At 60.2% G+C, this 21,818-nt stretch carries 22 protein-coding genes and 8 tRNA genes; 19 read left to right on the plus strand and 11 right to left on the minus strand.

Features of this window, described 5'->3' with window-relative positions:
- The first annotated feature begins 79 nt into the window (after nucleotides 1-79).
- Nucleotides 80-1,114: a quinone-dependent dihydroorotate dehydrogenase gene (locus tag DOM32_RS12095; RefSeq protein WP_110634799.1), complete on the plus strand. Its 1,035-nt coding sequence runs from the start codon at nucleotides 80-82 to the stop codon at nucleotides 1,112-1,114.
- A 174-nt stretch (nucleotides 1,115-1,288) separates the two neighbouring features.
- On the opposite strand, the gene rmf is transcribed toward DOM32_RS12095, so the two are convergent.
- On the minus strand, nucleotides 1,289-1,498 hold the full coding sequence (gene rmf, locus DOM32_RS12100; protein ID WP_083387499.1) for a ribosome modulation factor: 210 nt from the start codon (nucleotides 1,496-1,498) through the stop codon (nucleotides 1,289-1,291).
- Nucleotides 1,499-1,752: 254 nt separating this feature from the next.
- On the opposite strand from rmf, the gene rlmKL reads away from it, so the two are divergent.
- Nucleotides 1,753-3,945 carry a bifunctional 23S rRNA (guanine(2069)-N(7))-methyltransferase RlmK/23S rRNA (guanine(2445)-N(2))-methyltransferase RlmL gene (gene rlmKL / locus DOM32_RS12105; protein ID WP_110634802.1) on the plus strand — a complete coding sequence of 731 codons (2,193 nt, stop codon included), beginning with the start codon at nucleotides 1,753-1,755 and terminating at the stop codon, nucleotides 3,943-3,945.
- A 58-nt stretch (nucleotides 3,946-4,003) separates the two neighbouring features.
- Here the strand turns inward: rlmKL and DOM32_RS12110 are convergent, their stop codons facing one another.
- Nucleotides 4,004-4,279 carry a WGR domain-containing protein gene (locus DOM32_RS12110; protein ID WP_071233175.1) on the minus strand — a complete coding sequence of 92 codons (276 nt, stop codon included), beginning with the start codon at nucleotides 4,277-4,279 and terminating at the stop codon, nucleotides 4,004-4,006.
- A 226-nt stretch (nucleotides 4,280-4,505) separates the two neighbouring features.
- Between DOM32_RS12110 and pdxB the strand changes: the two genes are divergently transcribed.
- A complete protein-coding gene (gene pdxB / locus DOM32_RS12115; protein WP_110634805.1) occupies nucleotides 4,506-5,657 on the plus strand; it encodes a 4-phosphoerythronate dehydrogenase PdxB in 1,152 nt (383 codons plus the stop codon).
- Between the two features lie 44 nt (nucleotides 5,658-5,701).
- Here the strand turns inward: pdxB and DOM32_RS12120 are convergent, their stop codons facing one another.
- From DOM32_RS12120 to msrB, 6 genes are all read right to left on the minus strand, one after another.
- Nucleotides 5,702-6,472, minus strand: coding sequence for a siderophore-interacting protein (locus tag DOM32_RS12120; protein WP_110634808.1), 771 nt, complete (start codon nucleotides 6,470-6,472; stop codon nucleotides 5,702-5,704).
- 11 nt (nucleotides 6,473-6,483) lie between these two features.
- Nucleotides 6,484-6,906 carry a MarR family winged helix-turn-helix transcriptional regulator gene (locus DOM32_RS12125; RefSeq protein ID WP_071233172.1) on the minus strand — a complete coding sequence of 141 codons (423 nt, stop codon included), beginning with the start codon at nucleotides 6,904-6,906 and terminating at the stop codon, nucleotides 6,484-6,486.
- A gap of 197 nt (nucleotides 6,907-7,103) precedes the next feature.
- A complete protein-coding gene (gene htpX / locus DOM32_RS12130) occupies nucleotides 7,104-8,006 on the minus strand; it encodes a protease HtpX (protein ID WP_110634811.1) in 903 nt (300 codons plus the stop codon).
- Nucleotides 8,007-8,179: 173 nt separating this feature from the next.
- Nucleotides 8,180-9,406, minus strand: a complete 1,227-nt coding sequence (locus tag DOM32_RS12135) for a pyridoxal phosphate-dependent aminotransferase (protein WP_110634814.1) — start codon at nucleotides 9,404-9,406, stop codon at nucleotides 8,180-8,182.
- Between the two features lie 210 nt (nucleotides 9,407-9,616).
- Complete coding sequence (gene ylqF / locus DOM32_RS12140; protein ID WP_110634817.1) at nucleotides 9,617-10,561, minus strand: ribosome biogenesis GTPase YlqF; 945 nt, start codon at nucleotides 10,559-10,561, stop codon at nucleotides 9,617-9,619.
- 121 nt (nucleotides 10,562-10,682) lie between these two features.
- A complete protein-coding gene (gene msrB / locus DOM32_RS12145; RefSeq protein ID WP_087719581.1) occupies nucleotides 10,683-11,081 on the minus strand; it encodes a peptide-methionine (R)-S-oxide reductase MsrB in 399 nt (132 codons plus the stop codon).
- Nucleotides 11,082-11,262: 181 nt separating this feature from the next.
- Between msrB and DOM32_RS12150 the strand changes: the two genes are divergently transcribed.
- The 15 genes from DOM32_RS12150 to DOM32_RS12220 all read left to right on the plus strand — a co-directional run bounded on the left by DOM32_RS12150 (nucleotide 11,263) and on the right by DOM32_RS12220 (nucleotide 19,120).
- Nucleotides 11,263-11,338, plus strand: a tRNA-Glu gene (locus DOM32_RS12150).
- Between the two features lie 22 nt (nucleotides 11,339-11,360).
- Nucleotides 11,361-11,435: transfer RNA gene (locus DOM32_RS12155), tRNA-Gly, on the plus strand.
- Nucleotides 11,436-11,552: 117 nt separating this feature from the next.
- A tRNA-Glu gene (locus tag DOM32_RS12160) sits at nucleotides 11,553-11,628 on the plus strand.
- Between the two features lie 53 nt (nucleotides 11,629-11,681).
- Nucleotides 11,682-11,756, plus strand: a tRNA-Gly gene (locus tag DOM32_RS12165).
- Nucleotides 11,757-11,866: 110 nt separating this feature from the next.
- Nucleotides 11,867-11,942 (plus strand) — tRNA-Glu (locus DOM32_RS12170).
- Nucleotides 11,943-11,994: 52 nt separating this feature from the next.
- Nucleotides 11,995-12,069: transfer RNA gene (locus tag DOM32_RS12175), tRNA-Gly, on the plus strand.
- Nucleotides 12,070-12,240: 171 nt separating this feature from the next.
- Nucleotides 12,241-12,316, plus strand: a tRNA-Glu gene (locus DOM32_RS12180).
- Between the two features lie 188 nt (nucleotides 12,317-12,504).
- A complete protein-coding gene (locus tag DOM32_RS12185; RefSeq protein ID WP_110634820.1) occupies nucleotides 12,505-13,488 on the plus strand; it encodes an ABC transporter ATP-binding protein in 984 nt (327 codons plus the stop codon).
- On the plus strand, nucleotides 13,485-14,258 hold the full coding sequence (locus DOM32_RS12190; RefSeq protein ID WP_071231331.1) for an ABC transporter permease: 774 nt from the start codon (nucleotides 13,485-13,487) through the stop codon (nucleotides 14,256-14,258). Before DOM32_RS12185 ends, DOM32_RS12190 begins: the two co-directional genes overlap by 4 nt.
- Nucleotides 14,255-15,094 (plus strand): NADPH-dependent 7-cyano-7-deazaguanine reductase QueF, encoded by an 840-nt coding sequence (gene queF / locus DOM32_RS12195; protein WP_110634824.1) that lies wholly within the window; start codon nucleotides 14,255-14,257, stop codon nucleotides 15,092-15,094. Before DOM32_RS12190 ends, queF begins: the two co-directional genes overlap by 4 nt.
- Nucleotides 15,095-15,162: 68 nt before the next feature.
- The gene (locus DOM32_RS12200) at nucleotides 15,163-15,723 is read left to right on the plus strand and encodes a nitroreductase family protein (RefSeq protein WP_071231329.1); all 561 of its coding nucleotides are present in this window, start codon (nucleotides 15,163-15,165) and stop codon (nucleotides 15,721-15,723) included.
- A gap of 139 nt (nucleotides 15,724-15,862) precedes the next feature.
- Nucleotides 15,863-15,950: transfer RNA gene (locus DOM32_RS12205), tRNA-Ser, on the plus strand.
- Nucleotides 15,951-16,506: 556 nt separating this feature from the next.
- A complete protein-coding gene (locus DOM32_RS12210) occupies nucleotides 16,507-16,863 on the plus strand; it encodes a S24 family peptidase (RefSeq protein WP_110634827.1) in 357 nt (118 codons plus the stop codon).
- Between the two features lie 87 nt (nucleotides 16,864-16,950).
- Complete coding sequence (locus DOM32_RS12215) at nucleotides 16,951-18,627, plus strand: ATP-binding protein (protein WP_110634830.1); 1,677 nt, start codon at nucleotides 16,951-16,953, stop codon at nucleotides 18,625-18,627.
- Between the two features lie 43 nt (nucleotides 18,628-18,670).
- Complete coding sequence (locus tag DOM32_RS12220; protein ID WP_208625379.1) at nucleotides 18,671-19,120, plus strand: very short patch repair endonuclease; 450 nt, start codon at nucleotides 18,671-18,673, stop codon at nucleotides 19,118-19,120.
- Here the strand turns inward: DOM32_RS12220 and DOM32_RS12225 are convergent.
- The 3 genes from DOM32_RS12225 to DOM32_RS18275 form a co-directional block, all read right to left on the minus strand.
- The gene (locus tag DOM32_RS12225; protein WP_110634835.1) at nucleotides 19,032-20,108 is read right to left on the minus strand and encodes a DNA cytosine methyltransferase; all 1,077 of its coding nucleotides are present in this window, start codon (nucleotides 20,106-20,108) and stop codon (nucleotides 19,032-19,034) included. The two genes, DOM32_RS12220 and DOM32_RS12225, sit on opposite strands and share 89 nt — an antisense overlap.
- Before the next feature lie 149 nt (nucleotides 20,109-20,257).
- On the minus strand, nucleotides 20,258-20,416 hold the full coding sequence (locus tag DOM32_RS18270) for a type II toxin-antitoxin system HicB family antitoxin (protein WP_338095127.1): 159 nt from the start codon (nucleotides 20,414-20,416) through the stop codon (nucleotides 20,258-20,260).
- A 1-nt stretch (nucleotide 20,417) separates the two neighbouring features.
- Nucleotides 20,418-20,876 (minus strand): type II toxin-antitoxin system HicB family antitoxin, encoded by a 459-nt coding sequence (locus DOM32_RS18275; RefSeq protein WP_277354959.1) that lies wholly within the window; start codon nucleotides 20,874-20,876, stop codon nucleotides 20,418-20,420.
- A gap of 334 nt (nucleotides 20,877-21,210) precedes the next feature.
- Between DOM32_RS18275 and DOM32_RS12240 the strand changes: the two genes are divergently transcribed.
- Nucleotides 21,211-21,818, plus strand: a 608-nt coding sequence (locus DOM32_RS12240; RefSeq protein WP_478013359.1) for a PDC sensor domain-containing protein, incomplete at its 3' end; no start/stop codon positions are given.

Consider the following 21,818-nt stretch of genomic DNA (forward strand, 5'->3'; position numbering starts at 1 on the left):
CGGGTTCGTCCCGAGAGGCGAAGTTGGGATATACTCGCCCGCCGCAAGCGCCCCCTATCGTTACCGACGAGACCTATCCATGTACGCCCTCGTTCGATCCCTGTTGTTCCGGCTGGAACCGGAAGCCGCCCACCGCCTGACATTGACCGCGCTGGACGTCGCACACCGCGCCCATCTTTCCGGCATGCTCGGCGATACTTACGTGGCTTCGGCATCCGTGGATCTCATGGGGCTGACCTTTCCCAATCGGGTCGGGCTGGCGGCGGGGCTCGACAAGAATGCCGATCATCTCGATGCCCTGGGGGCGCTCGGCTTCGGTTTCGTCGAGGTCGGCACGGTGACGCCCAAGCCGCAGCAGGGCAACCCCAAGCCGCGTCTGTTCCGGCTGACCGGGCCGCAGGCGATCATCAATCGGATGGGGTTCAACAACGCGGGGGTCGATCATCTGGTCGCCAACGTGCGCAAAAGCCGCTACAACGGTGTCATCGGCATCAATATCGGCAAGAACCTGACCACGCCGGTCGAGCGCGCGGTGGACGATTACGTCGCCTGTCTGCGCAAGGCGCACAGTGCCGCCCACTACATCACGGTGAACATTTCCTCGCCCAACACGCCGGGGCTGCGCAACCTTCAGTTTGGCGATCATCTCGATGGCCTTTTGAGTGCGCTGAAGGCCGAGGTGGTCAAGCTTGACGCCGAACACGGCCGTCGCGTGCCCTTGGCGGTCAAGATCGCGCCGGACATGACGCGCGAGGAGATTGCGCTGGTCGCGAACACGCTCCAGGCCAATGAGATCGATGGTGTCATCGCGACCAATACCACGGTGTCTCGGGAGCATGTGGCGGGAACGCCTCATGCGCATGAAGCGGGAGGGCTGTCGGGCGCGCCCCTGTTCGCGAGTTCGACCGCCGTGGTGAGGGAGTTGCGGCAACTGATGCCGACGATGCCGATCATTGGCGCGGGCGGTATCGATAGCGGCGTTCGGGCCAGCGAAAAATGCCAGGCTGGCGCCAATCTGGTACAGCTCTACACCGGCTTCATCTATCGCGGGCCGGAGCTGATCGGAGAGTGTGTACGTGCGACTCAGCTCAATAACGGTCAGGCACCCGATTAAGCTGGCGGACGTAGCACGGTGAATTTACCGGACAGCGTGAGGCGACAGAAAAGGGGCAACGTAATGGGTTGGGTGCGAAGCGGCCCAGGCGAGAAAGGTAGGAAATCTGGCGAAATGCACGTCATAAAAAGGCCCGCCAGTAGCGAGCCTTGAGTGTACTGAGGTAAGTGTCAACTACGTCATTACCGCCGGGTTCTTGTGAATGCCCGAAACGCCTGTCATTCCGGCCCATTGGTCTCCGCGACCTTCACGCCAACCGCTCATCCAGTTTTCGCGCAGATTCACATCCTGGCTCGGGCACTCGTCGCGTGAGCGACCGCCGACCCCCGCTTTGTAACCGTGGAGAAATGCCCGCTGGTTGCGATCACGTTTCTGTCGTTTCATCGTGTAGTAGCCTCTTGTCAGAACAAGTGCATCTCCTAGGGAAAACCACAGTCTGTCGAGCGACCTTGGGCCAACTCCGACCGACTGCCCGCGAAAACGTCCGGACAGGCAAAACCGCATGCGTTGTTTCGTAGCTACACCTCCTAGCTTTAGTCGAAATGAGAAACGATGTCGATAGTCGTTTCGTCATAAAGTCTCTTTTTCACTGCACTCACGGGAATATGACCGCTTCATAACGGTCGGATGATGCCGCCATGAAAGACGATAACTCACTGTTAAGCCTCTATATTACTTGCCCGTGGGGCATCGAGTCCCTGCTGGCCGAGGAGATCGCCGATCTCGGGGGCAAGGTACAAAAAACTACGGTCGCCGGCCTGCATGCGTCCGCCGACCGTCAAACGGCCTACCGCATCTGTCTCTGGTCTCGCCTGGCCAACCGGGTAATCCTGACCCTCGGCCGGGAAACCGGCTGCGAGGAGCCGGCGGTGATCGTTGCCGCGGTCAAGGCCTTGCCGTGGGGGGAGGTGCTGAAGCCCGGCCAGACGCTAGCGGTGGACTTCCATGGCCAATCCGCAGCCATTCGACATACGCGATTCGGCGCTCAGGTGGTCAAGGATGGCGTGGTCGATGCGCTGCGCGACGCCGGGTGGGAACGACCAGGCATCGATCCGCGCGAGGCCGATGTTCGGCTGTATGCCCACCTGCACAAGGGGCAACTGCTGGTGGGGGTCGACCTGGTGGGGGCGAGTCTGCACCAGCGCGGCTATCGTCGCGATACCGGCCACGCGCCGCTCAAGGAGAACCTGGCGGCGGCGCTGTTGGTGCGTGCGGGCTGGCCGGCGCGGGCCAAGCGCGGTGAACCGCTGGTCGACCCGATGTGTGGTGCCGGCACGTTGTTGATCGAGGCCGCACTGATGGCGGCGGACGTGGCGCCTCAGTTGACCCGTGAGCACTTTGCCTTCGAGGCGCTGGCCGACTTCGATGCCGAGGCCTGGCGAGAGTTGCGTCGCGAGGCGCAGGCACGAGCCGATCTCGGCCGACGCCGGGCCAGGTCGCGCCTGTTCGGTCTGGACCAGAGCCCGCAGGCGATCTCGGCGGCAAGAAGCAACGCCATGCGTGCCGGCATCCCTGCGCTGATTACGCTATCCGGCGGCTCGGTGAAAGCGCTCGACTGCCCGGCCGAGCTTCGCGAGCACGGTGCCGAAGGCAGCGGGATGGTGATCACCAATCCGCCTTATGGCGAGCGGCTGGGGGAACTGCCGGAACTGGTCGCGCTCTACAGCGATCTCGGCGAGCGCATGCGCCGGCAGTTCCCGGGCTGGCAGCTGGCGCTATTCACCGGCAACCCGGACCTGGGCCATCGTCTCGGGCTGCGGGCGCACAAGCAGTATGCGTTCAAGAACGGCCCGCTCGACTGCAAGCTGCTGTTGATCGATATCGCCAGCCGGACAGACTCGGAAGGTGACAGCGAGCCAACTCGATCGGCGCAGAAAGAGACGACGCTGAACGAAGGCGCGCAGATGTTTGCCAATCGTCTGCAGAAAAATCGCAAGCGTCTCGGCAAGTGGCTCAAGAAATCCGGAGAATCCTGCTACCGGCTATACGATGCCGACATGCCGGAGTACGCCCTGGCCATCGATGTCTACGGCCATCAGGTCCACGTGCAGGAGTACGCGGCGCCGAAATCGGTCGACCCGGGCAAGGCGCAGCGTCGGCTGATGGATGCGCTGAGCGCGATTCCCGTCGCGCTGGACGTGCGGCCGGAGCAGATCCACTACAAGCAGCGCGAGCGTCAGAGCGGCAAGTCGCAGTACCGCAAGCATGCCGACAGCGGCGACCGTTTCGTGGTCGAAGAGGGGAGCGCTAAACTGTGGGTCAATCTCAAGGACTATCTCGATACCGGGCTGTTTCTGGATCATCGCCCGGTAAGACGGCTGCTGGGTGAAATCGCCGGCGGCAAACGCTTTCTCAACCTGTTCTGCTATACCGCTACGGCCACGGTGCATGCCGCCCTGGGCGGGGCGAGCGACAGCGTCAGCGTGGATCTGTCGAATACCTACCTGGAGTGGGCGCGAGACAATTTCACGCTCAACAAGCTCGATCAGAGCCGGCACCGGGTCGTGCGCGACGACTGCCTGCGCTGGCTGGAAGCCGCGGGCAGCGAGTTCGATCTGATCTTCATGGATCCGCCGACGTTCTCGAATTCCAAGCGCATGGAGGGCACGCTGGATATCCAGCGCGACCACGCGCGGCTGATCGAGCTGGCGATGGCACGTCTGGCGCCGGCGGGGGAGTTGATCTTCTCGAACAACCAGCAGCGGTTCAGCCTGGACGCTGTGGTGGCGTCCACCTACCAGGTCGAGGAGATCACCGCCCAGACCTACGATCCGGACTTCACCCGGCGCGCCAACCTGCATCACTGTTTCCGCATCCGGCACGCGAGCTAGCCGCTCGGGAACGGCCGGCTCGTACCTGACTCAGCGAGCGGGCAGCTTCGGACAGGGCCTAGTCCAGCAGCGACAGCTGGGCTACGGCCTGGCGCCCCTCGGGGCTGTCGTCGTCGGCCTCGAGCACCTTGCGGTAGCCGCGGGCCGTCTGGATGTGGGAGAGGTCATCGATCCACATCATGGCCTGATCGTAGCTGTCGGCGACGGCATGTTTCAGGCCGCCGTACTGGGTGCCGATCTGGCCCCAGGCACGGCTGTAGATCCAGTCGCCAAACATGTCCTGGTGCAGATGGACCAGAACATAGTCATGTTCACTTTCCCAACGGACGATCACGGGGACTCCTGCTGCTTAGTGCTCATCGCTTGTTCATCGCGAATGGCCGGCCTAATATGGCTGCGCCGAGCATCGCGGTTCTTCAACTCCGCGGCAAACCCGGCGTCAGGCGCCATTGTAAAGCAAGCCCCGCAGAAATCGACGCCGGTTTTGACGTGCCACGCTCGAAGCCGACGCATCGCCGGGCCCGGCCTGGCGCCGGGATGAACGAGACAAGAGGATAGTCATGCGCATCCTGGTGGATGAGAACATTCCGCTGGCGGAAGAATTCTTTGGTGAACTGGGGGAAGTCACTCGCCAGTCCGGCCGCGAGATGACGGCGGCCAGCCTGCGGGGCCACGACATTCTGGTCGTCCGCTCGATCACCAAGGTGAATGCGGCGCTGCTGGAAGGCGCCGACAAGCTGAGATTCGTCGGCACCTGCACCATCGGCACCGACCATATCGATACGGATCTTTTGACCGAGCGCGGGATCGGCTTTGCCAGCGCCCCCGGCAGCAACGCCGAATCCGTGGTCGACTACGTGCTTTCCAGCCTGCTACTGCTCTCCGAGGAGGAGGGCTTTTCGCTCTCCGGCAAGACGGTGGGTATCGTCGGTGCCGGCAACGTCGGCGGGCGGCTGGCGACCCGGCTCGATAACCTGGACGTCGAATGTCTGATCTGCGATCCGCCGCGCGCCGAGGCCGAGAATCGGGACGATTTCCTGGACCTGGATGCGCTGATCGAGCGGGCCGACATCATCTGTCTGCACACGCCGCTGGTGGCCGAAGGCGAACATGCCACACACCATCTCCTGAACCGCGAGCGCATCGAGGCCCTCAAGCCGGGCACGGTGCTGATCAACGCCGGACGCGGCGACTGCCTCGATGGCAACGCCCTGCGTGAACGGCTCGAGCGACAGGCCAATCTGCGCACGGTGCTCGATGTCTGGGAGCACGAGCCGGGAATCGACGAGGCGCTGTTCGAGCTGGTCGACATCGGCACGCCGCACATCGCGGGCTACAGTGTCGACGGCAAGATGCTGGGCACGGAAATGATCTATCAGGCGGCCATGCGGCACTTCGGCTTGCCGGCGCGCAAGAAGCTCGGCCAGCTCAAGCCCGACCCGTGGTTGCGCAAGATCGTCCTGCACAGCTGGACACCGCCGCTGGAGGCGCTGTCGCTATGTGCCCGGGCCTGTTATGACGTGCGCCGGGACATGCTGGCGTTCGATCGCTATCGCCGTCGCCTGGGCATGGCGGCAGGGTTCGATGCCTACCGCCGCGAATATCCGCCCCGGCGTGAATTCCAGACGCTGCGGGTCGAGCTGAAGAAGAACAAGGGCGGCCTTCGTGACGCTCTGGAAGGGTTCGGCTTCAGCGTCAAGCTCGGCAAATAGCCGAGCCGAAACGAGAGCGCCGCTCTTGCCAGCGTCTTGCCGGGCTAGGCGCTCTCGGCTTCTTCCCTGTCGGCATCCTCGCGCTTGACCACGCGATGACCATCTTCGCTGGTACCCAGCTTCCAGTAGCTCGAAATATACATCTCCCGCTTGCCCACGCCGCGTTCATCGATCAGATAGCGGCGCAGCTTGCGCATGGCGGAAAACTCGCAGGCAACCCAGATCCCCGGGGTGCCCGGGCGCCAGTCGAATTCGCGCAGGGCGTCGACCAGGCGATCGCTGTCACTGCCGGGATGTGGGTTGATCAGCCAGTCGATCTGCACGCCGTCGGGCAGGTCCAGTTCCTGGATATCCGCTTCGCTGGTCACTTCGATGATGGCACGGCCTTGGGCGCTCGGCGGAAGTCTTCCCAGATTGGCGCCGATCGCCGGCAGCGACGTCATGTCGCCAACCAGTAGATACCAGTCGGCGTTTTCCGGCAGGCGTTTGACCGGTCCCGGGCCGCCGATCAGGATCGTGTCGCCAGGCGTTGCCGCTGCCGCCCAGGTCGCGGCAGGGCCGCCGTCTTCATGCAGCACGATATCCACATCGATTTCGCCGTCGCGCTGGTGACGCACGGTGTAGGTTCGCATCACGCTTGACGGGGTTTCCGGTATCGACTCATGGCCGGTGGGGATGACCAGCTTGATGTAGGCGCTTTCCTGGTCGGCAGGAAAGGCTGCCATGCCTTCACCGCCGAAGGTCAGGCGCAGCATGTGGGGCGTGACCAGTTGGCGGTTCAGCACGGTATAAGATCTGGGGGCGGGTTTGGGCATCGGGACTCCGGTCAATTCAGGTTGGAAATCATCAGCCGCGACAGCCGCAGGAATGCCTCGAGATCGGCCGGTGCCATCCCGCTCGACAACCGCGCATGCACCTGGCGCTCGCAGGTATCGACTCGTGCCAATACGGCTTGGCCATGGGCGGTCAGCGACAGCATCTGGCTGCGCCGGTCATCCGGATGTGGCGTCCTGACAATGATGTCGGCATCGAGCAGGTCGCGAAGCAGCCGGGTAATCTGGGCCTTGTCACGCTGGGTGTGATGCGCGATGTGCTGGGCAGTGCAGGGTGCCTGGCGACGAATGGCCTTGAGCGTCCGGATGTGGGATACGGTGAGTGGCAGCTCGGCCTCGGCATAGGCCTGGCGCAAGGCTCGCTTGTAGGCATGCATGAGCTGATGCAGGGATTCACCCACTGTCGTACCGGACATGTCGCGCCTTATCGGTTGATAATATCAACCAATTAAGCGCTCGCCGAAGCCAAGTGTCAACCATTCTCATTATCGATTGGCGCGGATGCCAAACGATCGAGTGAGTTCGTGATGGCTGAAACGCAACGCCCCGCACGAGGCGGGGCGTTGCGTGAGCCAATGGGGCGGCCGGTAAGTGAACCGGCTTCGATCACGGCTCACCCCCGGTAGGCGGATTCCTTCAACGCACGGATACGGTCGTCCAGCGGCGGGTGGCTGGCGAACAGCTTCTCCATGATCTTGCGTGTCTGCCCGGTGGTGATGGCGAATGCCGTCAGCGAGTCCGGCATCTGGTCCGGCTGGTTGGTTTCGGCTTTCAGACGGGCCAATGCGTTGATCATGGCGCCGCTTCCGGCATATTTGGCGCCAGCGGCGTCGGCACGATATTCACGGAAGCGCGAGAACCAGGCGACGATGATCGACGCCACCAGCCCGAACACGATCTCGGCGACGATCACCACCACGAAGTAGCCCATGAAGCCCAGGCCGCCCTCGTTGTCACGGCTACGCAGGAAGCTGTCGACGACCTGGGCAACCACGCGCGCGAAGAACATCACGAAGGTGTTCAGCACGCCCTGGATCAGCGCCAGCGTGACCATGTCGCCATTGGCGACGTGACCGATCTCGTGCGCCAGAACGGCGCGAATTTCCTCGGGGCGCATGCGCTCCAGCAGGCCCTGGGATACCGCCACCAGCGCATCGTTCTTGTTCCAGCCGGTGGCGAAGGCATTGGATTGCTGAGCGGGAAAGATCGCGACTTCCGGCATCTGAATATTGGCCTGCTGGGCCAGTTCGCGAACCGTATCGAGCAACCACTGCTCGGTCGAGTTGCTCGGCTGCTCGATCACCCTGGCCCTGGTGCTCATCTTCGCCATCCATTTGGAGATGAACAGCGATACCAGCGAGCCGGCCATGCCGAACACGAAACAGAAGATCAGCAGGCTGTTCATGTTCAGCCCGTTGGCATTGAGATAGGGCTCGACGCCCAGTAATCGCAACGTGACGCTGGCGACGAGCACCACCGCCAGGTTGGTTGCCAGAAACAGGATGATTCGCATCATCGGTCTTTACCCTCAGTCGTGGAAAGCGCTACCACCGCCTTGCGCGATGGCTTTAGTTAGCCTGTTATGCGTTATCGTCGGATAATCAGGCGGTTATGAACCGTTAGATACGATTTTCGCGAATAGGTTTCAAGAGAGAGGGGGCGGCCGCGCAGCGATGCGCGGCCCCTGAATTATTGGCGGTAGCGCGACAGGAAGCGGGCGAAGCGGTCGATGGCGTCGCTCAACTGATCTGCCCACGGCAGGGTCACGATGCGGACATGATCCGGCGTTGGCCAGTTGAAGGCCGTACCCTGCACCAGCAGGATGCGCTCCTGCAGCAGCAGGTCGAGCACCATCTGGGCGTCGTCGTGAATCGGGTAGATCTCCGGGTCGAGCCGCGGGAAGGCGTAGAGCGCGCCCTTGGGCTTGACACAGGAGACACCAGGAATGGCATTGAGCTTCTCGTAAACGACATCGCGCTGGGCCAGCAGGCGCCCGCCGGGCAGGATCAGGTCGTTGATCGACTGATAGCCGCCAAGCCCGGTCTGGATCGCGTGCTGCGCCGGCACGTTCGCGCACAGGCGCATCGAGGCCAGCATGTTCAGCCCCTGAATGAAGTCCTCGGCATTCTGCTTGCCCTGGCCGCCGGACAGAATCATCCAGCCCGAGCGGAAACCGGCACAGCGGTAGCTCTTGGAAAGGCCGTTCATGGTCACGACCAGTTGATCGTCTTCGGCCAGGGCTCCGGTGGAAACGTGCTCGGTGCCATCGTAGAGGATCTTGTCGTAGATCTCGTCGGAGAACACCACCAGGCCATGCTGGCGGGCGATCGTCAGGATCTCCTTGACCACGGTCGGCGGATAGACGGCGCCGGTGGGGTTGTTGGGGTTGATCAGCACGATCGCACGGGTACGCGCGGTGATCTTGTCGCGAATATCCGCGATATTTGGCGACCAGTCGGCAGCCTCGTCGCACAGGTAATGAACCGGGTGACCGCCGGACAGATTGGCGGCAGCCGTCCACAGCGGATAGTCGGGGGCGGGAATCAGCACCTCGTCGCCATCGTTCAGCAGAGCCTGCATCGCCATCACGATCAGCTCGGAAACCCCGTTGCCGATGAACACGTCCTCGACACCGACGCCGGCAATCCCCTTGCGCTGGCATTCCTGCATGATCGCCTTGCGCGCCGAGTAAAGCCCCTTGGAGTCGCAGTAACCCTGTGCCGTCGGCAGGTTGCGCATCACGTCCTGAAGAATCTCTTCAGGCGCTTCGAAACCGAAGGGCGCCGGGTTGCCGATGTTCAGTTTGAGAATGCGATGACCTTCGTCCTCGAGCCGTTTGGCATGATCGAGAACGGGCCCGCGAATGTCGTAGCAGACATTGTCGAGCTTGTGCGATTTCCGAATGGGGCTGTTCATGGGGCTTCCGTATGCTGCACAGCCTAAAAAGTCAGGCGGGTGGATAAGGTTAGAGGGTCAGGGAAGTACTGGATGAAGCCTCATGGCCGATGTGAAGGCATTCAGGCAGTACTTCTCGGCGGGCTGCGTCGCCGATGTTCCAGCATAACGCCGCGCGGGCGCGGCGCAAGGGGCAGAAGTGGCAGGATTTCACCCTTTGCAGGGTGGGGATCAGCCTTCGGACTCGTCGAGAGTTTCCTCGATGGGCTCGGGAATGTCTTCGGGCAGTTCCAGGGTGAGCCTGCCCAGCTTTCCGTCGCGCAGCTCGTGCAGCAGCACTTCCGCACCGCGATGCAGGTTGATCACGCCGCCGGCCTTCAGTCCGCCGCGCTTGCGGGCGATCTCGTTCATGATCGCGTGGCCGTCGAAGCCGGCCCTGGCCTGAAGATCGACCAGCCTGGGGCCGTCGGCGTCCACGGCGTCGGCGTTGGTTGGTGGTACGTAAATGGGAAGTTCGCTGAGCTTGTAGCGTTCGCGCAGGCTTTCGGGATAGCGCTTGGCCAGCTCGGCGGCGCAGACGATGGCGACATCGACGTACTCGATCGCGGTGTCTCGAATCGCGCCGCTGGCGGCGAGTCGATAGGCGCTGGCCTGGTTCTCGATCTTGGGCCACAGCACGCCTGGCGTGTCGATCAGCGAGACGCGGCCGTCGATTCGAATCTTCTGCTGGCGCTTGGTGACTGCCGGCTCGTTGCCGGTCTTGGCGATCTTGCGACCGGCCAGCCCGTTGATCAGGGTCGATTTTCCGACGTTGGGTATGCCCATCACCATCACGCGGACATCGCGGTCGACGCGCACCTGGCCTGCCAGTTCATGGCAAAGCGCCGGGATCTGCTTGAGCTCGCGAGCCTGGGTGGTGGTGACGGCAATGGCGCGGCTGTCCGGCTGCGCGTCGAAGAACGCGATCCATTGTTTCGTGGCTTCGGGATCTGCCAGATCGGCGCGGGAAAGAATCTTGAGGACCGGCTTGTGCTCGGTGAGCTCGGCCAGCATCGGGTTGCCGCTGGAGTAGGGCAGGCGGGCGTCGAGCACTTCGATCACCACGTCGATTTCCGGCAGCGCCTCGGTGATCTGGCGCCGCGCCTTGTTCATGTGTCCGGGATACCAGCCGAGCATACCTGTCTCCTGCCTACTTTTATGCCTGCAATGACTGCGTCGTGCCTGTCGGGCGAGCCCAACGAAAAGCGGGCAGCCATTCNNGAATGGCTGCCCGCTCGGCGTGGACCGACGGCGCGGATTATTCGCCGGCGTGGAACGTGATCGCCACGGAATTGATGCAGTACCGCTGGCCGGTGGTTTCCGCCGGGCCATCCGGGAAAACGTGGCCAAGATGCGCATCACAGCGCCGGCAGGTCACCTCGATCCGGCGCATGCCATGGCTGTCGTCCTGATGCTCCTCGACTGCTGCCGCTGCCAAGGGGCGGTCGAAGCTCGGCCAACCGCAGTGTGCTTCGAACTTGTGCTCGTTCTCGAACAGCGGGGCGCCGCAGCAGATGCAATGATAGATGCCCTGGACCGGCTCGACCTGATAGTCGCCGGTGAAAGGCCGCTCGGTGCCTTTTTCGCGGGTGACGTGGTACTGCTCGGGAGTCAGCTGCTCGCGCCACTCGGCTTCTGTCTTCTGTACCTTGCTCATGTTCGCTCTCCTCATCGCTTTGGCACTATTCGCTTCGGCTGCTTGCCCTGCATTACAGGCCATTTGTCGGCCGCTGACCAGCCTTGATTGGGTTGTGGCGAAAATCGGTGAAATCAATCGCTTGACACCTCAAAACCGGCTCAGTAACATACGCGCCACTTCGACGGAGCCGAGACATTACGTCCCATTCGTCTAGTGGTCCAGGACACCGCCCTTTCACGGCGGTAACAGGGGTTCGAACCCCCTATGGGACGCCACTCGGTTCAGGCGAAGTACGGTGCGGGAATAGCTCAGTGGTAGAGCATCGCCTTGCCAAGGCGAGGGTCGGGAGTTCGAATCTCCTTTCCCGCTCCAATTTTTTGGTAGCGCAAGATAGGCAGTTTGGGTCGTGAGCTGGAACGCCAGCCCGGTCGATCTCCTTTTCCGCTCCAAATTTGAAGTACCGGAACGGTCTAGGCCGCTCCAATATGCGTCCCATTCGTCTAGTGGTCTAGGACACCGCCCTTTCACGGCGGTAACAGGGGTTCGAACCCCCTATGGGACGCCACTTCATGATCGTCAGATCATGGCGTCGTCACCGGGAGGTGTCGGCAGCGATAAGCGGGAATAGCTCAGTGGTAGAGCATCGCCTTGCCAAGGCGAGGGTCGGGAGTTCGAATCTCCTTTCCCGCTCCATATCGCAAGCGTAGGAACGGTAGGCGAGGGTCGTGAGCTGGAACGCCAGCCCGACGGATGGGCCGCCCCATCAATCTCCTTTCCGCTCCATATCGCATCTCTTCTTTTGCGTCCCATTCGTCTAGTGGTCCAGGACACCGCCCTTTCACGGCGGTAACAGGGGTTCGAACCCCCTATGGGACGCCACTTCATGATCGCCAGGTCATGACGTCGCCGCCGAAGGTGTCGACATCGATAAGCGGGAATAGCTCAGTGGTAGAGCATCGCCTTGCCAAGGCGAGGGTCGGGAGTTCGAATCTCCTTTCCCGCTCCAGTTTCTGTGATATCTGAAGCGTGATCGAGGGTCGTGAGCCGGAACGCCGGTCCGATCGATCTCCTTTCCCGCTCCATATCGCAAGCGTAGGAACGGTAGGCGAGGGTCGTGAGCTGGAACGCCAGCCCGGTCAATCTCCTTTCCCGCTCCATATCGCATCTCTTCTTTTGCGTCCCATTCGTCTAGTGGTCCAGGACACCGCCCTTTCACGGCGGTAACAGGGGTTCGAACCCCCTATGGGACGCCACTCTCTTCGGTTTCTCTCGGATCAGGCTGGCGGCTGTATGGCGCAATCGGTATTTCCGGCGCTGTCATAACGAACCATCCATTCGTCTGCTAAAGATTGAACCCGGCGGGATTGCCCCCATATTGGCTGGCACCTTGTATCGCTTGATCTTGCGAACCTTGATTTCATAAACATGGCAGGAAACCCTGATGGCAGAACCGGCACTGTCCATCCGCGGGCTGACCAAAGTCTACGGTAATGGTTTTGAGGCCCTGAAAGGCATCGATCTCGATGTCGCTCAGGGCGATTTTTTTGCGTTGCTTGGCCCCAACGGGGCAGGCAAATCCACCACGCTCGGCATCGTCTGCTCGCTCGTTCAGAAAACGGCGGGGCAGGTGAAGATCCTCGGCATCGATATCGACCAGGACTTTGCCAAGGCCAAGTATGCTCTCGGCGTCGTGCCGCAGGAGTTCAACTTCAGCCAGTTCGAGAAGGTCGGGGACATCATCCTCACCCAGGCCGGCTACTATGGCATGCCGATGAAGGAAGCCAAGCCGCGCTGCGAACGCCTGCTCAAGGATCTTGGCTTGTGGGACAAGCGCAACGGCGCCGCCCGCATGCTCTCCGGCGGCATGAAGCGCCGACTGATGATCGCCCGCGCCCTGATCCATCGCCCCCGTCTGCTGATTCTCGACGAGCCCACCGCTGGCGTGGATATCGAACTGCGCCGCAGCATGTGGGAGTACATGCGACGGATCAACGAGGAAGAGGGCACCTCGATCATCCTGACGACGCACTATCTCGAAGAAGCCGAGAGCCTGTGTCGCAACATCGCGATCATCAACCGCGGCGAGATCATCAAGAACACCTCGATGCGCGGACTGCTGACCGAGCTGGATACCGAGACCTTCCTGATGGATCTCGCCGAGCCGCTGGAAACGACGCCGCTGATCAAGGGCTTCGAGATCGAGCGTGTCGACTCGCACCAGCTGGCGCTATCGGTACGGAAGGGCACCGATCTCAACGACGCCTTTCAGCAACTGACGGAGCAGGGCGTACGCGTTCTCTCGATGCGTAACCGCGCCAATCGGCTGGAAGAACTGTTCGTGTCGATGACCTCGCAACCGGAGGCCGCGACCGGTATCGACACTCAATCCGAAACATCCTCACAGGCCAAGGAGACGGCGTCTTGAATACCCGGCAGCTGCTGATTTCTCTCTGGACCATGGTGGTCAAGGAAGTACGCCGTTTCCTGCGGATCTGGCCGCAGACGCTGGTGCCGCCCTCCATCACCATGACGATGTACTTCATCATCTTCGGCAACCTGATCGGCTCCCGTGTCGGCGAGATGCACGGCATCTCGTATATGTCCTACATCGTGCCCGGACTGATCATGATGTCCGTGATCACCAACAGCTACTCCAACGTGGCCTCGTCGTTCTTCTCCAACAAGTTCCAGCGCAGCGTGGAAGAGATGATGGTCTCGCCGATGCCCAACTGGGTCATCCTGGCCGGGTTCGTCATTGGCGGGGCGGCGCGCGGGCTGGGCGTGGGGCTGATCGTGACGGTGGTGTCGCTGTTCTTTACCCATCTCGACCTTCACCATCCGCTGCTGACCCTGATGGTGGTGATCATGACTGCCTTGCTGTTCTCGATCGGCGGTTTCGTCAACGCCCTGCTGGCGAAGAAGTTCGACGACATTTCGATCATCCCGATCTTCGTGCTGACACCGCTGACCTATCTGGGCGGCGTGTTCTACTCGATCGACCTGCTGCCGGAATTCTGGCAGAACGTGACGATGATCAACCCGATCCTCTACATGGTGAACGCCTTCCGCTATGGCATTCTCGGCATCTCCGACATTCCCGTCGGCGGCGCGCTGATAGCCATCGCCGTCTTCATCGTCGCGTTCTGGTTCCTGGCGTTGTGGATGCTCAATCGCGGCAAGGGGATTCGCTCATGAATCAGGATCGCCCTCAGACCCTGATCGACGCGCCGCTCGGCGAGGTCTCCAGCTATCCCGAGCGCTACGACGCCTCGCTGCTGTTCCCCATCGAGCGCGCGGCCAACCGTGCGCCGCTGGGCATCGAGGCATCGTCGCTGCCTTTCGTGGGCGGCGACGAATGGTGGGCGTTCGAGCTCTCCTGGCTCGATCTGCGCGGCAAGCCGGTCGTGGCCGTCGCACGCTTCCGGTTGCCGGCAGACTCGCCACGGCTGATCGAATCCAAGTCCTGGAAGCTCTACCTCAACAGCTTCAACCAGACGACGTTTGCCGGCCGCGAGGCAGTGATCGACTTCCTGGTGCGGGACCTGAGCGCGGCCGCCGGTGCGCCGGTCACCGTGGAGCTGTTTGGTGTCGATGACGCCGCGCTGGCCCCCCGTGCCATGCCGGGGAAGTGCATCGACGAGATCGAAGTCGATATCGACCGCTACACGCCGTCACCGGAGTTGCTCATCTGTGACGAGGGCGATGTCGTCGAGGAGACGCTGCATTCGCACCTGCTCAAATCCAACTGCCCGGTCACCGGCCAGCCGGATTGGGGAAGCGTGCTGATCGCCTACCGTGGCCCGCGGCTCGACCGCGCCGCCCTGTTGCGATACATCGTCTCCTATCGCCAGCATCAGGACTTTCACGAGCACTGCGTCGAGCACATCTTCGTCGACCTGATGGCGCGCTGCCGCCCGCAGGCGCTGCTGGTGATGGCACGCTACGTGCGTCGCGGCGGGCTGGATATCAACCCGTGGCGTGCCACGCCGGGTTGGGCGCCGGAACTGCCCGCACGGCTGCTGCGGCAATGACGCTTTTGACGTAGAGTCAGGCGACCAGGCATTGAGTCTCATTACCGGTATCGTCGAAGGAGCTACACATGGATGCCATGACACTGCTGCACGAGCGCCGCTCGATGGGCAAGCTGGCCGGCCCGGCACCGAGCGCAGAGCAGTTGGACGCGCTCTATCGCGCGGCGCTGCGAGCGCCGGATCACAAGGAAATGACGCCATACCGGTTCATCGAGATCAGCGGGGAAGGGCTCGATAGGCTGGGTGAACTCTTCGCCCAGTCCGATTATCAGGCCAATCCGCATATCGACGACGGCAGCCTCGACGCCGCCCGCAAGAAGCCCAAGCGCGCCCCCATGATCATCGCCGTGATCGCCAGGATCACCCCGGATCTGCCCAAGGTGCCGCCGGTGGAGCAGATCATCTCGGCCGGCTGTGCCGCCCATGCCATGCTTTACGCCGCTTACGCGCAGGGGCTCGGCGCCATGTGGCGCACCGGCACCTACGCGCACGACAAGACCGTGTGGCGTGGTCTCGGCCTCGGCGAGCATGAAGAGCTGATCGGCTACCTCTACCTGGGCCAGGCAGGAGGGCGCTACCCCAGCGCCCCGGCGCGCAATCCGGACGAATACGTGGAGCGCTGGTCCTGACTCGGCGGCCGGGTTCTCAACGAATAACGTAAAAGGTCGCCGGAAAAGGAAAAATGGCTTGCGATCACAGGTTTAGCTCGATACTATGTGCGCCGTTCTGAACGCAGCGGCACAGCCATTGTGAACGGAATGACAATGCGGAGGGGTGTCCGAGTGGTCGAAGGAGCACGCCTGGAAAGTGTGTAAGTCGAAAGGCTTCGAGGGTTCGAATCCCTCCCCCTCCGCCACGAATTTCGAATTAGCCGGCTCCCGTAGCCGGCTTTTTCATGTCTGGAATAAAGCTCGAGACGGGGGAGGCGATGAGAACCCTCCGGTTCGCACCGAGGCGCTCGCGATTTTGCTTTTCGAGCGCCGACAAGCGCCAGCAATCCCTCCCCCTCCGCCACGAATTCCGAATTGGCCGGCTCAAGTAGCCGGCTTTTTCATGCCCGGAATAAACCTCGAGGCGGGGGAGGCGATGAGAACCCTCCGGTTCGCCCCGAGGCGTCCGGTTTTTGGGGCGCCGGAAGCGTCAGCCATTCATTTTTCTCCACCAATAAAGCCGGGCCCGAACACGCCCTCAGCCTCTGGCCCCGACGAGCTTGCCAATGCCGCGCCTGCGTTGGCAAGCCTTCGACGGCTTGGCGCTCATGGGATAAGCTCTCGTTCAATGTGCCAGCAAGTAGCCAAGGCAATCGGCGTGAATGGATCGGATGGTCCAATTGGCCGGCAATCCGAATTGCCTGAACCCGTTCAGGATTCGCTGCCATTGCCGATGTATGAGGTAGAAGCGGGAAAGGGCGCTTGTTCGATGCCGAGACGATCCAGTCGACGTTCTACCTGCCTGTCAAGCTGTTCGAGGCCGAGGGCGTCGATTCGGCCCAGGTGGTAGGCGTGACCGCGCGTGGCGATTCCATGGGCGACACGATCCGCGACCGGGAGCAGGTGCTGGTCAATCGCGCCCAGCGCACGCCGGATGGCGTGTTCCTGCTGCGCATGGACGACGAGCTACGGCTCAAGTGCGTGCAGCGGGTCGCCGGTGGGGCGTGGGTACTGATCAGCGATAACTCGGCCTACGAGCGGGAGCTGATCAAGCCAGAGGACCAATGGCGCGTCGAGATTATTGGGCAGTGCTGGAGAAAGGTGGGCAGGGTTTTTTGATCAGCGACGAATGCCGGGGAGTCATGGGTCTACAACGAGACACTCCATGATTCGATAACGGGCAGAGACCCGGGTACGAGGGAAAAAATGGCGTCTGGACAACAAGATTTTAAGTTTGAGCTCTCCTTGAGTGTGCTCAATCACTTAGGTCGTAATCTTTATAGGAATTTCGTCACAGTTTTGGGAGAGGCTATCTCGAATTCGTGGGACGCCGATGCCAAGAATGTTTGGATACATATAGACCGCGACAACGACGCTTTCTCCATCAAAGATGATGGGGTAGGCATGAATGCAGATGATTTTCAGGGTAAGTTCCTGAAAATCGGATATTCCAAGCGTAAAGATGGTAAGACCCGTACTATCAGAGACAGACCTTACATTGGTGCCAAAGGCATAGGAAAATTGGCTTTGCTTTCGTGCGCTGAGCGAATTTCAGTTTATACGAAAAAGCAAGGGTTCGATTACGTCGGTGGTACCATCGATAATGGTCAGTTGGATCAGGCTATAACCGATGATCTCACACCCCAACAGTATGAATTGGAGCGAGTCGACGCCGACTCAATCAAAGGTTTGTCTGAAGGACATTCTCAGGGAACCATAATTTGTTTCCAGGATATGAAAGGTTCTATCAGGAATTCCGAGAAATTCATTCGAAAGACATTGGCGATGAGTTTCAAGTTTTCATTGATAGATAACGATTTTAATATCCATGTCAATGGTAGGAGGGTGGGTATTGATGACTTAAAAGATCTGGCTAGAGGCACCCAATTTCTTTGGCTCATCAACGATTACGAAGATCCTTACCTTTCTACGCTTGATGCTCTGAGAGCGGACCCAGTGGGCGTGACTTCTAAGTTGCCCATCAAAGGCTTCCTAGCGACTGTCGTCAAACCTAGAGATGCCAAGATAGATGGTACTGACGAAAGGGCTTCCGTCGACCTCTTCGTGAATGGTCGACTGAGAGAAAAGAACATTCTTCGTCACATTCCGACTCAACGGATTCTTGAGAGCTATCTTTATGGACAAATTCATTACGATAGCATGGATCGTGGAACTAAAGATCCTTTTACTAGTAGTCGTGAAGGCGTCTTAGAAAGTGACAAAGAATTTCGAAAGCTTCTTGATTATCTCCAGGAAGACTTGGTCCCTCAGTTATTGAAAGAATGGGACGAACTACGTCGCGCTATCAACGAGGAAGGCGATGACGAAGACGATCGTGTGAGCAAAAGGGACAGGAAAGCCAAAGCTTTTATTTCTGAGGCCGAAAGGGAATTTTCTCCTGATAAAGGTGAGCCTAATAAAAGCAAAGTAGATGACTGGTTATCCGATATCAGGAAAGACGCTGAATATAATGTTTCGGCCTACGTGGATTGTTTCCTGACTGAAAACCTTCTGCGTAAATATATTGGCGATCAACTGATTGCTTTGAATGCGCGAGCCACAAATGAAGCTTCTGACTACAAAGAAAAAGAGGGAAGGAACCTTGTGAGGGCCAATATATACTATAGTATTACTCGTAGCCAAGATGATCTTTGTTATCTTGGCATGGATACGCTAAGTGTTCTTTCTGAAGATCGCGAGAGGGATGGTGCTAATATCAACTCTATGCCTCTGTGTCGCGACAATGTGATGTATAAGCCAATTCGCAATGCGGTAGGTCATACGAGTCTATTGACCGGAGAAGCAAAGGACCAGTTAAGGATGACTCTTATCAGCATTAAAGGTAGGGTGAAGTTTCTGTTAAGAAAGGTTAGGGGGAGCTGATGAATTGTGCGCTGAAAGCTCATCAAACTTCTAGCGTTAACAGATGACAGTGACAGCCCGAACTACTAACAAGATGAAGGCCGTCCGCCAGAAGAACACTGGCGCCGAAGTCGCCACTCGGCAGCTACTTCATGGTCTGGGTCTGCGTTTTAGGCTGCATCGCAAGGATCTACCGGGCTCGCCGGATATCGTGCTGCCGAGACACGAGACCATCATTTTCGTCCACGGCTGCTACTGGCACCGACATCCGGGGTGCAAGTACGCGACGACACCCAAGACTAACCAAGATTTCTGGCTGCCGAAGTTCGAGCGCAATGTGGAGAGGGATGCCCGCAAGGAGGCAGCCTTGCGGGCGTTGGGGTGGCGCGTATTGATCGTATGGGAGTGTGAGACGCGGGATCTCGCTAAGCTGGAATCTCGGCTTCGTGAGGAGTTTGAGTTGCCCCCTGCTCCCGATACTGCGATAGATGCGCCTGAAAGCTCAGGCCGATGACCTCGCCGAGTCGTACCGGTACGGCGTTGCCGATCATCCTACCGACGTTCCTGAAATTGATTCCCGCGCTCTGCGGCGCGAACTCGTAATTCTCGGGGAAACCTTGAAGGATTGCGGCTTCTCTCAGGGATATGGCTCGGTCTTGCTCAGGGTGTCCGAATCGCCCATTGCCGTAGCCATAGCAGAGCGTAGTCATCGTTGGACTCGGCTTTCTCCATTCCATCCGGCCGTAGACACCAATATACGACTGCCCAGAGCTACGGGTATGGCACTCGGTGATCAGATCTTCTGGCCAGTCTTTCCAAGTGCCACCAGGTTTCGAAGCCCGGATTCGTCGCATATTGCGTTCGTTGAGCTTCGAAGCCTTGTGAAGTGGATCCTCGGGGTCGCATTCACCCGATGCTATCGGTTTCAGATGTCCGATGGCCTGTTTCACCGTCTTCGGCTGCATGAGGTGAGTGGGCTCGATCATCGATATGGGGCCGAGCTTGGAGGCCAGCAAGACATGGCGGCGGCGCTGCTGTGGCAAGCCGTAATCGGCACAGGCAATTCGCCCAGCAGAGACGTGATAGCCTTCCTCTTTCAGTGTCGCCACGAACTCGTGATAGACGGCGTGCTTGGTGACGTCCGGGACGTTTTCCATGGTCACCAGTTCGGGCTGGGATTCTTTGATCAACCGCGCGAATGCACTGAGGAGAGGCCACTTTTCGTCCTTGGTGGTGTCCCGGCCCTGGTTGTACGTCGAGAACGGCTGGCACGGCGCGCAGCCTGCCAGTAGACGGATGGATTCCTCGGCATACCAGCCGTCGATCTCATTCTTACCAACTTGGCCCACGTCCTTCTCGACGAACGTGGCGCCGTTATTGAATTCGTACGCGTATTTGCATGCGCCCTCGATGTCGTAACCAGCACGAACGCGGATGCCTGCCTCGCGCAAACCCGCGGTCAAGCCTCCTGCCCCGCAGAAGAGGTCGACGGCTTCGATCATGAGTGTCCTCCTATTCTGCTGGCAGTTTATACAGTTATAGGGAAAATCTCGAGCGATATTTTCTTTTCAGATGGTCTTCAAGATCAAGCCTCGTAGCTCATCCATGTTTAATCACGGCGATACCGGGGCCGTTATCTTTACCATTTCGATCAGCGCGATTCGTTCATTTCGTGCTGGGCTGCCATCGCCAGAAAGGCGGAGCGGCTGAGGTGACGTGCTTTTGCCGCGCTGTCGATCTTGGCCACCAGTGATTCGGGCAGGCTGATATTGACGCGCACCGCCTTGGTGCTGACCTTTGACAGGTCGATGTCAGATCAACATCCAGTAGCCCCCCTGAAAGTCCTCGTGACCTTCCCAGTCTTCTGGCGTTGAGGGCGCAGGGATTGCCATATCTTCCCCTTCGAAATGCACCTCGACAGCTTCCTGAGCCATGCGAGGCAGGTCCGCCATTTCATCGGCCGCCGAGTAGCAGCCGGGGAAGTCAGGGAAGGTGACGCCGTAGGCAGTGTCGGTTTGCCCGCAGCGTCCTGGCAGGCCACGCGTAGCACCCAGCGCTCGAGGGGGAATGATCTGGCCGGTTTTCTCGGCGAGCGGATTGAACTTCCCCGGCGAGATCATGCCTTTCTGAGGGTGGCGCCAGCGGATCAGTGCTTCGAGCCCACGAATACGACCGCTGACCGCCTCCACGATGGCCTGATGATAATATAGCTCGAACTGATCGTGGCAGAGTGCCGTATGAGGTCGTATCGCAGCATACCGATTCTTCATTGATCCGTTGCACGTCGCCCTGGTATCAGTGTCAGATGTTGCGGTTTCGCTGCGCGTCGATCATGCCCGGATCGGTGTGCCATAACCGCTCATGGCGTGTTCCGGCGTGCGGCCATCGCAGGCTGCGCCAATGCCATCACTGGATTGTGCCGTGGGGTAGTAATCCGTTGATTGCAACCACCATTGTTCTTGATGACGCCAGGAAAGTTCTGATAGATACTGCGCCGGATTCATCTGCAGGGGCCAGCTGGCACCCTGCCCAGCCTGTTGGCAGCACCGGATGCGCTGCCGGAGATATGGCCGGCTTTTGGCCTTGTACGAGATTTCGCCGTTGATGCTGAAAGCGCTCTGGGCCCGCCTGGTCGTGGCCGCTCTTCTCCCGGTCATTGTAGTGACGATGATGCTCTATCCCTTCTTCGCGGCTTACCTGGAGGAGCGGTTGGATGGTACGCGCGGGGCCGCCGAGGCCTTGCTGGAAGCCAAGTATGCAGTGCTGCTCCAGGACATGAACGAGAGCTTCAACCAGGTGTTGGCGACGGCGGAGTTTCCTCTTCTGCGTCATTACCTGGCGAGCCGCCAGAGTGCGCTCCCCCCGCCTGCTCAGGACATCGAATCCCGGCGCGAGCTGGAACAGCTGGAGGCGTTGTTTAACACCTTGCTGACGCACTTTGGCCGTTATACCCGCCTGACGCTGCTCGATACCCATGGGCGTGAGCAGCTCTCTTCCACCACGGCCCAGTTGCAACCCGTTCCTCCGGTGGTCAATCACGCCGCGACGGAAGCCTTTCAGGAAGCCATGCAGTTGCAACCTCGCGAGCTCTACATATCGCCACCGCATCCGGGGGCGAACAGTAACGGTGATGGGACCAAGACGGCCGTCATCGATATCGTCACGCCGGTGTTCGACGACAACGGCGTGCGGCTAGGTGTGATCTCTCGGTA

This window comes from Salinicola salarius (assembly GCF_003206135.1).
Lineage (GTDB): Bacteria > Pseudomonadota > Gammaproteobacteria > Pseudomonadales > Halomonadaceae > Salinicola > Salinicola salarius.

What these genes read in the sequence shown, in the direction of transcription:
- DOM32_RS12095 (WP_110634799.1), top strand. Translation starts at nt 80, where the DNA reads ATGTACGCCCTCGTTCGATCCCTGTTGTTCCGGCTGGAACCGGAAGCC.
- rmf (WP_083387499.1), bottom strand. Translation starts at nt 1,498, where the DNA reads ATGAAACGACAGAAACGTGATCGCAACCAGCGGGCATTTCTCCACGGT.
- rlmKL (WP_110634802.1), top strand. Translation starts at nt 1,753, where the DNA reads ATGAAAGACGATAACTCACTGTTAAGCCTCTATATTACTTGCCCGTGG.
- pdxB (WP_110634805.1), top strand. Translation starts at nt 4,506, where the DNA reads ATGCGCATCCTGGTGGATGAGAACATTCCGCTGGCGGAAGAATTCTTT.
- DOM32_RS12120 (WP_110634808.1), bottom strand. Translation starts at nt 6,472, where the DNA reads ATGCCCAAACCCGCCCCCAGATCTTATACCGTGCTGAACCGCCAACTG.
- DOM32_RS12125 (WP_071233172.1), bottom strand. Translation starts at nt 6,906, where the DNA reads ATGTCCGGTACGACAGTGGGTGAATCCCTGCATCAGCTCATGCATGCC.
- htpX (WP_110634811.1), bottom strand. Translation starts at nt 8,006, where the DNA reads ATGATGCGAATCATCCTGTTTCTGGCAACCAACCTGGCGGTGGTGCTC.
- DOM32_RS12135 (WP_110634814.1), bottom strand. Translation starts at nt 9,406, where the DNA reads ATGAACAGCCCCATTCGGAAATCGCACAAGCTCGACAATGTCTGCTAC.
- ylqF (WP_110634817.1), bottom strand. Translation starts at nt 10,561, where the DNA reads ATGCTCGGCTGGTATCCCGGACACATGAACAAGGCGCGGCGCCAGATC.
- msrB (WP_087719581.1), bottom strand. Translation starts at nt 11,081, where the DNA reads ATGAGCAAGGTACAGAAGACAGAAGCCGAGTGGCGCGAGCAGCTGACT.
- DOM32_RS12185 (WP_110634820.1), top strand. Translation starts at nt 12,505, where the DNA reads ATGGCAGAACCGGCACTGTCCATCCGCGGGCTGACCAAAGTCTACGGT.
- queF (WP_110634824.1), top strand. Translation starts at nt 14,255, where the DNA reads ATGAATCAGGATCGCCCTCAGACCCTGATCGACGCGCCGCTCGGCGAG.
- DOM32_RS12200 (WP_071231329.1), top strand. Translation starts at nt 15,163, where the DNA reads ATGGATGCCATGACACTGCTGCACGAGCGCCGCTCGATGGGCAAGCTG.
- DOM32_RS12215 (WP_110634830.1), top strand. Translation starts at nt 16,951, where the DNA reads ATGGCGTCTGGACAACAAGATTTTAAGTTTGAGCTCTCCTTGAGTGTG.
- DOM32_RS12220 (WP_208625379.1), top strand. Translation starts at nt 18,671, where the DNA reads ATGACAGTGACAGCCCGAACTACTAACAAGATGAAGGCCGTCCGCCAG.
- DOM32_RS12225 (WP_110634835.1), bottom strand. Translation starts at nt 20,108, where the DNA reads ATGATCGAAGCCGTCGACCTCTTCTGCGGGGCAGGAGGCTTGACCGCG.
- DOM32_RS18275 (WP_277354959.1), bottom strand. Translation starts at nt 20,876, where the DNA reads ATGAAGAATCGGTATGCTGCGATACGACCTCATACGGCACTCTGCCAC.